Raw genomic sequence first — 14,056 nt, 5'->3', positions numbered from 1 at the left:
TATTCATCCTTTCATGCCCTTACAGGCAATACTATATACAAATATTCATTTACATCTTTTGAGTTAATTTGCATTGGGCTCAAATCATCCACAAAGTTAAATACCACCTCATCTTCCTCAACTTTTTTTACTGCTTCGTTCAAAAATTTAGGATTAAAGTTTATTTTCAAATCTTCTCCCTCTTTTTCTACGGAAATTTCTTCTTTTACTTTTCCGTACTCTTGGCTTTGACTGCTTAAAACAAGTATATCTTCTATAATTTGCAATTGTACCTTTTCGCTCCCCCTCTTTGAAATTATCATTGTTCTTTTCAATGCTTCTAAAAATTCGTTTTTATTAAATACTATCCTTGTTTTAAAGGCTTTTGGCAAAACTCTCCTATAGTCTGGGAAAACTTCTTCAACTATTCTCATTATTACCGCTATGTCACCAGCAGTAACTGACATCTTTTTGTGATCAAACTTAACAGTTAAAATAGGTTCATCGGTTTGTTTAATTAAATTATCCAATTCTTTCATACTCTTTAGCGATAGAATAAAATCTATATCTGTGTCAATATCCACCTTTTGTTCTGTGAGTGCCAAACGATACCCATCACTTGCCACTAATCTTAAGTAATTTCCTTTAACTTCCCAATAAACTCCATTCAATGCCCTCATTGTACTTTCAGTAGATGCACAAAACAAAACTCTATCTATCATTTCAGATAGAATTGAAGTTTCAAGTTCGAACTTTATCCCAGAATCTTCTATATTAATCTGTGGAAATTTATCCGCATCGGAATATGTTGAAAGATTAAAAGAGCTCTTTCCGCTCTTCAAATTTAATTTTCCTGTATCATATTCAAATAACACCTGTTCATTTTCCAAATTTTTTACAATCTCTTCTAGCAATTTTGCATCTACGGCAAATTTCCCACTACCTTCTATCTCTGAAACATTAAGCTTTGAGATAACAAAAGTTTGCATATCTGCAGAGTAAATCTTCAAAGAATTATCTTCGTAGGAAAAGAGTAAACACTGTAAAATAGGATCAACAGTTCTTGAACCTACTGCATCTGCAGCAACTGCTATTTTTTTCTCTAATTCCTCCTTGCTTATAGTAAATTTTAGCATCTAATCCCTCCTTATAATACCTTTTTTAATATTTTACCATAAATCTATGATAAAATAAAAAATAGAGGTGAAATAATGATAGCATTTTTGGGTGAAAGTTTAATAGACCTAATTTCAACGGACGGAAAAACATTTTTAAAGAAAATAGGTGGAAGTCCATTAAACATCGCGAGAAATTTAAATCAACTGGGAATAAAACCCATTATAATTTCAAGAGTAGGAAATGATTTTTTTGGAAAAGAAATCATTGAAACCTTAAAATCTGAGAATTTAGAAACAAAATACATTCAAATAGGTCCTGGAAACACTTCAACGGTAATTATTTTAGCATCGTCTAAAACTCCAGATTTTATTCCTTTTAGAGATGAAGACAAAAATTTAGAAATACCTGAAAGATTTAACTTAAAGAATATAAAATTTCTACACGTAAGTTGCTGGGCAATAACACACAAAACTGAAAAAATTAAGAAAATAGTAGCAAATAAAAATATAAAAATTGCATTTGATCCAAACTGCAGGAAAAAACTATTTCCGTGCAAAAAAATAGATTTAGATCCAATATACGAAATATTAAAAAACACATATATTATAAAACCATCGCTAGATGATGCAAAGGAAATATTTGGAATTTTACCCAAAGAGCGATATATAGAGTTATTACACACGTTTGGTATAAAATACGTTATACTAACTATGGGTAAAGAAGGCTCGTTAGTTTCAGATGGTAAGGAGATAAAGCACATCAAACTATCCCCAAAAAAAGTAGTAGATACCACTGGTGCAGGGGATGCCTTCTGGAGTGGTGTATATTATGGACTATTAAACAATTTCTCAATTTTCAAAGCAGCTTTACTCGGTACAGTTATCTCAATTCACGTTATCGAAGAAATTGGTGGAGTTATTAAATTAAAAGATATATCAGATTACCTCAAAGAGGTGGAAAAGTATGAAAATAGCATTTTTTAATCCTCAAGGGAATTTTGATAAAAATGACAGTCATTTAACTGAGCACCCAGATTTTGGAGGACAATTAATTTACGTTAAAGAACTTGCAAAGGCAATGGGAAAATTTGGTCATAAAGTAGATATAATAACAAGAAAAATAACAGATGAAAAATGGCCAGAATTTTCAAAAGATTTTGATTATTATGAAGATGCAGAAAACGTAAGAATTGTTAGGATAGAATTTGGAGGAAAAAATTTTCTCAACAAAGAAAAACTCTGGGATTTTTTGGGAGAATATGTGAAAAAGATATACCAATTTTACCAAAAAGAAAGATTACCTGATTTTGTTACAACTCACTACGGTGATGGTGGAATTTCCGGAGCAATGTTTAAAAAACTAACAAATATTCCGTATTCATTTACTGCGCATTCACTTGGTGCCCAAAAAAAAGACAAGTTTAAACATAGTAAAGACGCAGAAAAAAAGTATAGATTCTCAATACGTATAAGTGCAGAAAGATGTGCAATGAAATATGCAAATTTTATTGTTGCAAGCACATCACAAGAAAAACAACATCAATATACACACAATGAGTATTTAGATTTATATCAAGATATAAAACATAAAATCTTTGTGATACCTCCAGGTGTAAACACAAAAATATTTCATATTGATGAATCAGATGAATTTAAAGATGTTTTTCAAAACAAACCACCAATAATAATTTCAAGTAGAATAGATCCCAAAAAAAATATAGAATTTGTAATAGAAAGTTTTGAAAACTATCTAAAAAAAGATTACACACTAATATTGGTACTAAGAAAAAAACCAAAAGAGTACTCTGGCTATCAAAGGGAAATAATAGAAAAAACAAAAAAAGCAGGGGGAAAGTTTTTAATAATCACATCTCAAGAAAAACTGGCAAAACTTTATAATTCGGCTGCAAAACATAATGGAATTTTTGCATTAACGTCACACTACGAGCCTTTTGGACTTGCAATTATTGAAGCAATGGCCTGTGGACTTCCAGTGATCGCAACAAAAAGTGGCGGTCCTGTTGAAATACTAGACAACGGAAGATATGGATATTTGGTATCAACTCAAGAAGAATTTAGAAAAGCAGCACTAGATTTACAAAAAAATCACCAACTATTTAGTAAAAAAAGCTATGAAAGGGTAATAAATAAGTACACTTGGGAAATTTGTGTAAAAGAATACTTATCAAAAATACATATGCATTTGAAAAGTAATAAAAATATAATTCTTCCAAGTTTTTTTGATGCGCAATTGAGGTGAGCACATGCAAAAATTTTATCTTATACTAATTACAATTTTTGCCTTTTTATTTTTATTTACCTTTTTTTCATACGAAAAGATTAAAAATGAACTAAATTACTCAAAAAAGCTAAACAAAGCGTACGAAATGTACGTAAATGGTGATTTAAGATTTGAAAAATATATAAACGAAAATAACTTAAACGAATTAAAATATCTATTAGAAAGGAAGTAGTTATGAGGGATGTACAAAGTGAAAAAGATACAAGGGAAATCCCACTAAAACATGTAGGAATCAAAGATTTAAAATATCCAATTCAAGTGCTCGACAGAAAAAATAAAGTACAAAACACAATTGCAAAAATCAACATGTATGTAGATCTTCCAAAAGACTTTCGTGGCACTCATATGAGTAGGTTTTTAGAAGTCTTTAACAAATTTCACTTAAAAATTGATCCCAAAAATATTAAGATGATTCTAGATGATTTAAAAAAAACTCTAAAGGCAAAAAGTGCAAAAATTGAAATAATGTTTCCATATTTTATCAAAAAGAAAGCGCCTGTAACAAAAATAGAAAGCTATATGGAATATACTTGTGGTTTTAAAGCATATGATGGACCAGAAAAATGCGAATTTTTCATTGTAGTTGAAGTGCCTGTGCAAACTTTGTGCCCTTGCTCAAAAGAGATCAGCAAATATAACGCACATAATCAAAGGGCACACGTAAGAATTGAAGTAGAAACATCAGACCTCGTATGGTTTGAAGAACTTATAGAAATTGCTGAAAAACACTCAAGCGTACCATTATTTTCTCTCTTAAAAAGACCTGACGAAAAATTTTTAACAGAAAAAGCATACGAAAACCCTAAATTTGTAGAAGATGTTGCAAGAGACATTGCACTTGAATTAAAAAATAACCCCAAGCTCAAATGGTTCAAAGTCGAGGTGGAAAGTTACGAATCTATACATAATCACAATGCATTTGCTTGTGTAGATTCATACAATATGGAGGTGTAAGTGTGAATGAGCAAAAAATTTTAACTCTTCTTGGATTTGCATCAAAAGCAAAAAAATTGGTATATGGAAAAGATAATATACGTGAATACATTAAAAACCCTAAAATAAAAACAAAAGTAATATTAATAGCTAAGGATACAGGACAAAGGGTAAAAAAAGATATAAAAATAAGATGTGAAATATCAAACGTTCCTTTCGTTGAAATTGCGGATAAAAAAACTTTATCCAAAGCAACTGGAATGCTAAACATTGCCGTACTAGGAATATTAGACGAAAACATGGCGAAAAGTATTTTGAATTTTTCAAAAGAGGGGGGGAAAAATGAATCTAAAAATATTAACTCTGAATGAATATTCTTTAATTGATTTTGTGAACTTTGTAAACAAGGTTTTCCAAGATTACACTGTTCCTGTAAATTGGAATGTAGTAAATTTTGAAATGGATGTCAGAGAAAATTCCATATCTCTTGAAGATAGTTTCATATTTTTGAGAGACACCAAGCCCGTAGGATTCATAGTTAACAGCATAAGACATGAAAGGGCTAGAATCGATGCAATGGGGGTCGTTAAAGAAGAACGAGGAACTGGAACCGCAAGCTTTATCCTCGAACATTCAACAAACTATCTTAAATGGAAAGGCATTCAAACAATATCTTTGGAAGTTATAACGAAAGACTCAAGGGCATATAGATTTTACGAAAAACATGGTTTTAGAGAAAGACGAAAATTACATCTCTTAGTTAATAAAAATGTAAAAAGTAAAGATATATATTTTAGATCTATCAAAGTCGAACCAAGGTATATCTACACTCTATCACTAAACCTTCAATTGTCTGGTAGAAAACCAAATTGGCAACGTGAACCTGTAACCTTACTTCTTGCAAATGGAAGATATAACCATGTAAGATTGATTACCGACAAAACTGAAGGTTATCTTGTGTGGGGGAAAAACGAAGATAACACCACTTATATAGTTGATCTTGGAACAAAAGACAAAGAAAAATGGGATGAAATTGCAAAAGTTGCAATAGCTTTTTTGAGAAATGAAACAAACTGTAAAATTATCTCTGCAACTTCCGTCCCAGAAGATGATCCCATGTATACTGCACTAGTGGAAAACGGATTTGAATCACTTTTAATACAATCTGAAATGCACAAAAAATTGCAGTAAAGGGGGACAAAAATGGAAAAACTAAAAAAACATCTAAAAAGATTATCAAAATTTGAAAACGCCCTTTCTTTATTACACTGGGACATGGAAACATATATGCCTGAAAAGGCAGCTGAAAAAAGGGCGGAAATTATTGGTGAAATTTCAACGTATGTTTTTAAAGAATTTATCTCAGAGAAAACAAAGGAGTTACTAGAATCTGCTACCCCAGAGGATGATGAAGATAAAGCAATCTTAAAATTAGTAAAAAAAGAATTTGAAAAACATGAAAAAATACCACCTGAACTTTTCAAAGAATTACAATTTGAAACAGCTTTATCCCAACAAGCATGGCAAAAGGCAAAAGAAAAAGATAATTTTGAAATATTTAAACCTCATTTGAAAAAAGTGGTAGATTTAGAGAAAAAAGTAATAGAATGTATAGGTTATGAAAGTAACAAATACGATGTTCTACTCGACGACTATGAACCTGGTCTTAAAACAGATCAACTAAAAAGCATAATAGTAGAGCTTAGAAAATTTTTAGTTGAATTTATCAACGAACTTGATAGTGGCAATAAACCAAACACGGAAATTCTAAAAGGCAAATACAGTATAGAAAAACAAAAGGAATTTTCTATGGAACTTTTAAAGATTTTAAATTATGACCTTGGTGCAGGTAGATTAGATATTTCCGCACATCCATTTACCATATCTATTTCACATAACGATATAAGAATAACCACAAGATTCGACAAATACGATATCAAAAATTCGATATTTAGTACAATTCACGAGTGTGGCCATGCTTTGTATGAACAAGGTATTCCAGAGCAATTCAGAGGTCTTCCCATTGGTGATGGTGCTTCCATGGGCATTCATGAAAGTCAATCGAGATTTTGGGAAAATATTGTGGGAAGAAGTTTGGAGTTTTGGAAATTTATATACCCTAAATTTACAAAATACTTTCCAAATTTCAAAAACGTAAAAGTAGAAGAATTCTGGAGAGCTATCAACACAGTTGAAAGGTCCCTAATAAGAACCGAAGCAGATGAAGTAACATATAATTTACATATAATGTTAAGATTTGAACTCGAAGAAGCATTAATCAACGATAGGATAACCGTTGATGAACTACCCAAGTTGTGGAACGAAAAAATGAAAGAATACCTTGGAATAGTCCCAAAAAATGATGCACTTGGAGTATTACAAGATGTTCACTGGGCTCACGGCTCTTTTGGTTATTTCCCTTCATATATGCTTGGAAATCTATACGCTGCTCAAATCTACTATGCAATGAAAAAGGATATCCCGAATTTTGGAGAAAAAATAGAAAAAGGCCAATTTATCGAAATACTTTCCTGGCTGCGCAAAAAAGTACATTCCAAAGGAAAAACCCTTATGCCAATTGAACTTATAAAGGAAATTTCAAACGAAGAACTTAATCCAAAATACTTTATTGAATACGTAAAGGAAAAATTCACAAAGGTATATAAAAAATAAGTCCAAGCCACAACGGCTTGGACTTACTTTATGGATGAATCCTGTATAGTGTTCTTGGGAATGGTATTGCTTCTCTAATATGTTCTAACCCTGCAATCCAGGCTATTGTTCTTTCTATTCCCAAACCAAACCCACTATGTGGAACAGTCCCAAATCTTCTCAAATCAAGGTACCAATCGTATGCTTCAACGGGTAAGTTAAATTCTTTCAACCTTTCTACAAGCAAATCATAATCGTGGATTCTTTGAGAAGCTCCTATAATTTCTCCATATCCCTCTGGCGCAATTAAATCATCGCATAAAACCACATCTGGATTATCTGGATCAGGTTGCATATAGAATGCTTTGGTTTTTCTTGGATAATGCGTTACAAACACAGGTTTTTCAAACTGTTTTGCAATCTCTGTTTCCTCATCGCCTCCAAAATCATCGCCCCATTCTATATTATATCCTTTCTTTTGAAGAAGGCTTACCGCTTCTGTATAAGTAATTCTCGGGAATGGAGCTTCTATCTTTTCTAATTTAGAAATATCTCTATTTAACGCTTCAAGATGCTCTCTTGCATTTTCAAGCACATACTTTACTATGTACGATACTAAGCCCTCTTGCAATTTCAAATTGTCCTCGTGTTCAAAATACGCAACTTCCGCTTCATTCATCCAAAATTCAATAAGATGTCTTCTTGTTTTAGATTTTTCCGCTCTAAAGGTAGGCCCTAAATTAAACACCCTCCCAAGTGCCATACACGCAGCTTCCAAATATAATTGACCAGTTTGAGCAAGGTATACTTTACCATAATCAAAATAATCTATTTCAAACAAATTACCTGCCGACTCACCAATTGCACCAGTGAATATTGGAGTATCCACTTGTACAAAACCATTTTCCCAATAAAATTTTCTTATAGCCCTTAACACGGCATCTCTTATGTATAAAATATGCATCTGCCTTCTTGAACGTAACCAAAGATGCCTATGATCCATCAAATACTCAATACTATGATCCGGTTTATTTATTGGAAAATCTTCTTTTGGAATTTGGATGGGAATAACTTCTTTTGCATGAAGCTCAACCCCACCTGGTGCTCTTCTTTCTTCTTTGACAATTCCTCTAACTATTAAAGAAGATTCCATTCTAAGTTTTCTGGAATTTTTAAAAGTTTCCTCATCAACAGAAGATGCTTCAACTACCACTTGAGCTATCCCCGTACCATCTCTCATATTAATAAAAGCAATTTTTCCACTACTTCTACTTCTCCATACCCATCCTCTTAACTCCACTTCTTTTCCAATGTAATCTTTCAGATCTTTTATATATACCCACACAATCTACACCTCCCATTTTCTACCATGGCTTTCTTCCAGTAGCAGGTTCATATCCTTCAAGCACATCTTTCGCATAACCTAGGATATCTTTTGAAAATATTATAAGCCCATCATTTCTAAAAATTTGATTTACGTATATCTTCTTTTCTCCGCCAAGCCAAATTATGGAATTCTTTAAAATTTTCATCCTTATAGCTTCTACATCAACTTCCTTTAAATTCCAAAACAACTTTACCCTATCAATATAACATTCCAATTCATCTTTTAAAATAACATTTCCTTTGTACTTATCCAATTTTTCTTTTTCAGATTCAGTCTCAACAACAATAGGGTATGTTGCATTCCTCGTATTTAAAGAATAGATTATTTCCTTATCTATAACTCTACCATCAAATATTGGAATTATTCCTGCACTTAACAAACCCTTTGAAAATAAAGAATAGACATGCGCAGTTATAAACGCCGAATTATTAACGCGATGAAAAGGCTCTTTATCATCTAAACTTAAGGTATCCAATACTCCTACAATATACGCATCATACCCTTCTTTTTTTAACAAGTAACCAGCTGCCTTTCCCGCATCATATGCCAAGGTCAAATCCCCTAAACTTCCAAGACAAACCAGCGAAACATCATTTAAAATATCTTCAAGAGGTTGATTTGAAATTTTAGCAGGAAATACAATCTGAAAATAACTCAACAAGAGCACTATAAACACCATCTTCATTATTTGACGGTGCAATATAATCTGCCTCCCTTTTCACATCATTACTTGCATTCCCCATGGCAATTGAAATGTTTGCTACTTTAAAAAGGGGAATATCATTATAATTATCACCAAAGGCCACTATTTCTCCTTTTAGATCCAATTTTTTTATCAAAAACTCCAAAGCTTCACCTTTATTTATGTCTTTTGGGACTATATCCAAAAATATATCCATGCTCTTAAATACATCAATTTCTAAATTTAAACTGTTTAGTTTATCTTTTAACAATTTTATTTTTTCTTTATCTACAATTGAAAGAATTTTTACCGGTAATTTTTTCCTTAGCAATTTTACTAGATCATCTACTATATAATAATCTACACTTGCGTGTTTGGCGTAAAACTTTATTTCGTCATTGTCCTCTTCTCCATATAATTTATCATCCACATATATTTGTCTATGTACATTTTCGCTTCTTAAAAATTCTATAACTTTTTTTGCACTTGAAAAGTCTAAAAACTTCTCAAACACTATTCCCTCTTCTGGTAAATAAACCATTCCACCGTTATACGCTATTATAGGGTATTCTTTTTCAAAGAATTTTTCAACCACCTTTTTTATTGAAATCAACATTCTACCACTTGCAAAAACCAACTTATGACCACATTTTTCAAGAGACTTTATAAAGTTAATAGTTTTTTCGGAAATTGTATAATTATTATTCAACAAAGTTCCATCTAAATCAAACACAAATACCATATTATCCTCCTTCTAGTTTTCTCTTTATTTCAAGTACTAACCCTTCAGCAGTAGACAAATTAGTAGCAAGTGGTATATTATGTACGTCACATACCCTTAAAAGCGCCGAAACATCTGGTTCGTGGGGCTGTGCAGTTAATGGATCACGTAAGAATACAACAAAATCAATTTCACCATTGACAATTAAAGCTCCTATCTGTAAATCTCCACCATATGGTCCCGATTCTAACTTGTTTACCTTAAGTCCTATTTTTTCCTCTATTATCTTTCCTGTTGTTCTAGTCGCAAACAATTCACATTTTTCAAATACTTCTTTCCATTCCTTTACAAACATTGCCAAATCCAATTTTTTCTTATCATGTGCAATTAAAGCAACTTTCAACATTATCTCACCCCTCACATTTTTATTTATTATATCATAGGTATGTTATAATAAAATTTGAAAAATTCTTTAAGGGGGGATAAAGTGAAAAATCATAAAAAGCTGTTCTTACTTGGTTTTGGTTTTTTTGGAATAAGCATTCTCTGGCCATTATATAATGCATACGTGCCAATCTTTCTAAAAGATTTCTCTCTTTCATCCACAAGTATCGGATTTATAATGACTATCGACAATATTTTTGCAATATTTATGTTACCTCTCATCGGAGTATTAAGTGATCAAACAAGAACAAAGCTTGGAAGAAGAATGCCTTACATACTTGTTGGAGCACCTCTTGGAGCCATCTTCTTTTCTTTGATACCTCTATCTAGAAACTTACATATTCTTTGGTTCTTCATGTTAAATATTATCCTCATGAACTTCTTTATGGCACTCTTTAGATCCCCTGTAATTGCTTTAATGCCCGACATTACACCACCAAAATTTAGAAGCCAAGCTAACGGAATAATAAACTTCATGGGAGGATTAGGCGCTTTACTTGCATATTTTGCGGGAAAACCTTTATACGACAAAAATTACGCTCTTCCATTTTGGGTTGGAGCTATAATCATGGTAATTGCTTCACTTCTTGTCGTTATATTTATTAAAGAAGACAGCAAATATAAAATTAAAACAGGCGATAATATAAAGCTTTCAAATGTTTTTTCAAAAAGTTTTAATGAATTAAAGATAAATCTAAAAGACGTATTTTTGTCAGAAGAAAAAAGCCTTTTAATGATCTTACTTTCCATATTATTTTGGTTTACAGGATATAACGCTCTTGAAACATTTTTTACAAGTTACGCAAAATTTAGAATTGGGATAAGTGAAAGTACAGGGGCGTTTATATTGGGGTTTTTCTCTCTTACGTTTATGTTATTCTCTATTCCGGCTGGATTCATAGGTTCAAAAATTGGCAGAAAAAAAACAATGACCATTGGTCTATTAATAGTCACTTTAATTTCAATGCTTACAGTTTTGTCCGTGTATTTACTAAACTCCCCCAAGATTATAACCTATTTGCTATTTATATACTTTTCACTAGGCGGTATGGGATGGGCAATGGTAAATGTTAACTCACTCCCAACAGTAGTCGATATGACAAGTGAAGAAAAACTAGGTGGATACACAGGCTTGTACTATTTCTTTTCAATGAGTGCAAATATAATTGCACCACCTGTTTCAGGATTTTTCATAGATAAACTAGGTTATGATTCTTTGTTGTATTTTTCGATAATATCGTTTATTCTAGCAACATTTACACTTCAATATGTTAGAAAAGGTGATGTAAAATAGGCACAATTGTGGAAAAAGCAAGAATCACATAATGGCTTTTTTCTACAATACCTTTTTGCATGCTCAACTATTAACCCATGAAACTCTTGGTACAATTGTACGTCTTTTGGATAATACTTATAAAATAGCTCTTGTATTTCATCATAATCTTCTAATCTTAAATTGTATATTCTATTCAATATCCTTTTCGTATATGCATCCACAACAAATACGGGTTTTTCAAAAACATATAACAAAATGGAATCGGCTGTTTCTTTGCCGACTCCTTTTATTTTCAATAATTTATCCCTCAAATTTTCTTCTCTCGAAACTGTATCTAAATTAAAATTGTATTTCTTGAAAAATTCCAATAAATTTTTTAATCTCTCTGCCTTAATATTAAAAAAACCTGCCGGTTTTATAAGATTTGCTAGTTCATCCTTTGGAAGTTTATAAAGAAAACCCAAAAGTCTTTCTTTATTTGTAAGCTTGTAAATATTTTCCATTGCATATTCTACATTTTTCCAATTCGTACTTTGCGTTAAAACTGCAGTTATTAATATTTCTTCTTTATCACCGGGCCACCATTTTCCAAGATTACCATAGGTAGCCTTTAATACATCATATAGCCCTTCAAAATTCATACCTCTGCTATCGCCTCAATTTCAATATCCGAATCTTTTGGAAGATTTGAAACCTCAACCACAGCTCTCGCTGGTTTGTGCCCATTTAACATCTTTTCGTATATCTCATTAAACTCTGAGAACTTTGACATATCCCTGATATAGACATTTATCTTTACAATTTTTCCAAGGGCACTCCCCGCTTCTTTCAATATTATTTCTATATTCTTCATTATTATTTCAGTTTCCCTTTTTATATCTCCTTTTACCAATTCCCCATTTTCCGTTATTGGTAATTGACCAGAAACAAAAACTAAATTTCCCGTCTTTACTGCTATAGAATATGGACCTACTGCTTTTGGAGCATTTTTAGGATTAATTAATTCCACTTTAACCACCCCCACATGTTATGATTTACATCTATTATATCATTTTCCTTGAATTTTTCGAAAAAATAAACTAGTCGCTATAACAACCAACAATCAATAACGTGCTTTGATGCATATATTGAAAAATTCAGAAGAAAGTGTAATAATTAATATATCGTTTATAATATAATAGGATGATAAGTTGTTTATATCTAGATTGGGTGAAAAAATGCTTTTTTGTATTTCAAAGATTAGAACATATCTCTTTTGCCCACGAAAGTTTATCTTGGAATCCAAAGATGAAAAAGTAGAATCAACTATAACACAAAAAATTAACAAAAGCGGATTTTTAAAAAACGTATCAATCTCACTTGAAATTTACGGTCTAACCCTTTATGCTAAAAACATAGATCTAAAAATAGATGATAATAAGATAACAATTATTTCCCATAGAAGAGGGAAAAAACTTTACCAATATCATTACCTTGAGGCTGCAGGATATGCATTTGTAGTTTCAAGCTATACCGACAAAAAAATAGATGTCATATTCAAGAGTAAATACTATACATCACAAATTCCTTGGAAAAAACATGTAGATTCCTTTAAAAATATAATTTACGATTTTTTAAACAAAAAAGTTCCCAAACCAATTCTCAATCCAGAATGTAAATTTTGCAAATACAGTTTAGAATGTACTAATGAACTAATTAAATCAAAAGATCTTTCATTGATCAGAGGAATTGGAAAGTTTAGACTTAAAAATTTAAAAGAAAAGGGTATTGAAAAACTAGACGATATAATAGAAATGAAAGAGGTTGTAAAAGAAATATTTGGAGAAAAATCGGACAAAATAATTGCACAAGCAAAGGCTTTTATATACAAAAAAATCATTCTATACAACCCTGTTAAAAAATTAAAACCAGGTATTTTTCTTGACATAGAAAGCTACAAAAACTTTAATTTTCTCTTTGGTGTTTTGTATGAAGATAGATACATTCCATTTTTATCACTTAAAAGAGAAGATGAAAAAACAGAATTCAAAAAACTTATAAGTTTTCTATCAAATAAAAAACTTCCCGTATATCATTACTACAATTATGAACCTATACAAATCAATAAACTATTTAAAAAATACAACTTAAAAAAAACAAATATTGAGTTTGTAGATTTATATAAAATCTACCACAATCATATTGCAATCCCAACAATATCTTACTCTCTTAAATCCATAGCAAAATATTTGGGATTTAATTGGAGGACAAATTTAAACGGAAATATCGTAGTACATAAATTTGAAGACTTCCTAAAAACAAAAGATGACAAAATACTAGATGAAATTTTGAAATACAACGAAGATGATGTAAATGCCACCAAACTATTATTTAACATCGTTAATAAATTGTCAGATTAATTTTTCATTCTTCTTCAATTGTTAACATCGAAAAAGTAAATTTTTCTGCAATTTTGACTGTAAAACACATATAATGCTGCTTATCCTAATATTTCGAAACTCACAGAACTTTAACTTTTTTAACTTAATCTTTTTTTCACATGTCTTGAGATGTAACAAAACA

At 31.1% G+C, this 14,056-nt stretch carries 16 protein-coding genes; 9 read left to right on the top strand and 7 right to left on the bottom strand.

Annotated features, from left to right (window positions below):
- Positions 1-11: 11 nt before the first annotated feature.
- Complete coding sequence (dnaN, locus tag Y592_RS06110; protein WP_075666111.1) at positions 12-1,115, bottom strand: DNA polymerase III subunit beta; 1,104 nt, start codon at positions 1,113-1,115, stop codon at positions 12-14.
- 75 nt (positions 1,116-1,190) lie between these two features.
- Here dnaN and Y592_RS06105 point away from each other — a divergent pair, with 75 nt between their 5' ends.
- From Y592_RS06105 to Y592_RS06075, 7 genes are read left to right on the top strand one after another with little or no spacing between them, the layout of a single operon-like run.
- Entirely contained in the window at positions 1,191-2,081 is an 891-nt protein-coding gene (locus Y592_RS06105) for a carbohydrate kinase family protein (protein WP_075666110.1), read from the top strand.
- Positions 2,062-3,357 (top strand): glycosyltransferase, encoded by a 1,296-nt coding sequence (locus Y592_RS06100; protein ID WP_075666109.1) that lies wholly within the window; start codon positions 2,062-2,064, stop codon positions 3,355-3,357. The genes Y592_RS06105 and Y592_RS06100 overlap by 20 nt, the downstream gene beginning before the upstream one ends.
- 4 nt (positions 3,358-3,361) lie before the next feature.
- The gene (locus tag Y592_RS06095) at positions 3,362-3,571 is read left to right on the top strand and encodes a hypothetical protein (RefSeq protein WP_075666108.1); all 210 of its coding nucleotides are present in this window, start codon (positions 3,362-3,364) and stop codon (positions 3,569-3,571) included.
- A 2-nt stretch (positions 3,572-3,573) separates the two neighbouring features.
- The gene (folE2, locus tag Y592_RS06090; protein WP_075666107.1) at positions 3,574-4,353 is read left to right on the top strand and encodes a GTP cyclohydrolase FolE2; all 780 of its coding nucleotides are present in this window, start codon (positions 3,574-3,576) and stop codon (positions 4,351-4,353) included.
- A gap of 2 nt (positions 4,354-4,355) precedes the next feature.
- The gene (locus Y592_RS06085; protein ID WP_075666106.1) at positions 4,356-4,703 is read left to right on the top strand and encodes a L7Ae/L30e/S12e/Gadd45 family ribosomal protein; all 348 of its coding nucleotides are present in this window, start codon (positions 4,356-4,358) and stop codon (positions 4,701-4,703) included.
- On the top strand, positions 4,675-5,523 hold the full coding sequence (locus Y592_RS06080) for a GNAT family N-acetyltransferase (protein ID WP_075666105.1): 849 nt from the start codon (positions 4,675-4,677) through the stop codon (positions 5,521-5,523). Before Y592_RS06085 ends, Y592_RS06080 begins: the two co-directional genes overlap by 29 nt.
- A 12-nt stretch (positions 5,524-5,535) precedes the next feature.
- On the top strand, positions 5,536-7,005 hold the full coding sequence (locus Y592_RS06075; RefSeq protein ID WP_075666104.1) for a carboxypeptidase M32: 1,470 nt from the start codon (positions 5,536-5,538) through the stop codon (positions 7,003-7,005).
- Between the two features lie 28 nt (positions 7,006-7,033).
- Here Y592_RS06075 and asnS read toward each other — a convergent pair whose 3' ends face one another.
- Genes asnS through Y592_RS06055 form a run of 4 tightly spaced genes read right to left on the bottom strand, consistent with a single transcriptional unit; the run spans position 7,034 to position 10,180 of the window.
- Positions 7,034-8,329 (bottom strand): asparagine--tRNA ligase, encoded by a 1,296-nt coding sequence (gene asnS, locus Y592_RS06070; protein ID WP_075666103.1) that lies wholly within the window; start codon positions 8,327-8,329, stop codon positions 7,034-7,036.
- 19 nt (positions 8,330-8,348) lie between these two features.
- Positions 8,349-9,038, bottom strand: a complete 690-nt coding sequence (locus Y592_RS06065; protein ID WP_232218168.1) for a hypothetical protein — start codon at positions 9,036-9,038, stop codon at positions 8,349-8,351.
- On the bottom strand, positions 8,998-9,795 hold the full coding sequence (locus Y592_RS06060; RefSeq protein ID WP_075666102.1) for a Cof-type HAD-IIB family hydrolase: 798 nt from the start codon (positions 9,793-9,795) through the stop codon (positions 8,998-9,000). Before Y592_RS06060 ends, Y592_RS06065 begins: the two co-directional genes overlap by 41 nt.
- Before the next feature lies 1 nt (position 9,796).
- Complete coding sequence (locus Y592_RS06055; protein ID WP_075666101.1) at positions 9,797-10,180, bottom strand: methylglyoxal synthase; 384 nt, start codon at positions 10,178-10,180, stop codon at positions 9,797-9,799.
- A gap of 81 nt (positions 10,181-10,261) precedes the next feature.
- Here Y592_RS06055 and Y592_RS06050 point away from each other — a divergent pair, with 81 nt between their 5' ends.
- On the top strand, positions 10,262-11,512 hold the full coding sequence (locus tag Y592_RS06050) for an SLC45 family MFS transporter (RefSeq protein WP_075666100.1): 1,251 nt from the start codon (positions 10,262-10,264) through the stop codon (positions 11,510-11,512).
- Here Y592_RS06050 and Y592_RS06045 read toward each other — a convergent pair.
- Together Y592_RS06045 and Y592_RS06040 are read right to left on the bottom strand one after the other, a co-directional pair.
- Positions 11,482-12,135: an endonuclease III domain-containing protein gene (locus Y592_RS06045; RefSeq protein ID WP_075666099.1), complete on the bottom strand. Its 654-nt coding sequence runs from the start codon at positions 12,133-12,135 to the stop codon at positions 11,482-11,484. The genes Y592_RS06050 and Y592_RS06045 overlap by 31 nt on opposite strands.
- Positions 12,132-12,503, bottom strand: coding sequence for a Rid family detoxifying hydrolase (locus tag Y592_RS06040; protein WP_075666098.1), 372 nt, complete (start codon positions 12,501-12,503; stop codon positions 12,132-12,134). Before Y592_RS06040 ends, Y592_RS06045 begins: the two co-directional genes overlap by 4 nt.
- A gap of 208 nt (positions 12,504-12,711) precedes the next feature.
- Between Y592_RS06040 and Y592_RS06035 the strand changes: the two genes are divergently transcribed.
- Entirely contained in the window at positions 12,712-13,893 is a 1,182-nt protein-coding gene (locus tag Y592_RS06035) for a TM0106 family RecB-like putative nuclease (protein WP_075666729.1), read from the top strand.
- Positions 13,894-14,056: the final 163 nt, after the last annotated feature.

This window comes from Thermosipho sp. 1070 (assembly GCF_001682135.1).
In the GTDB taxonomy this organism is placed as follows: Bacteria; Thermotogota; Thermotogae; order Thermotogales; family Fervidobacteriaceae; genus Thermosipho; species Thermosipho affectus.
This window is presented reverse-complemented; position numbering and strand designations above follow the sequence as displayed.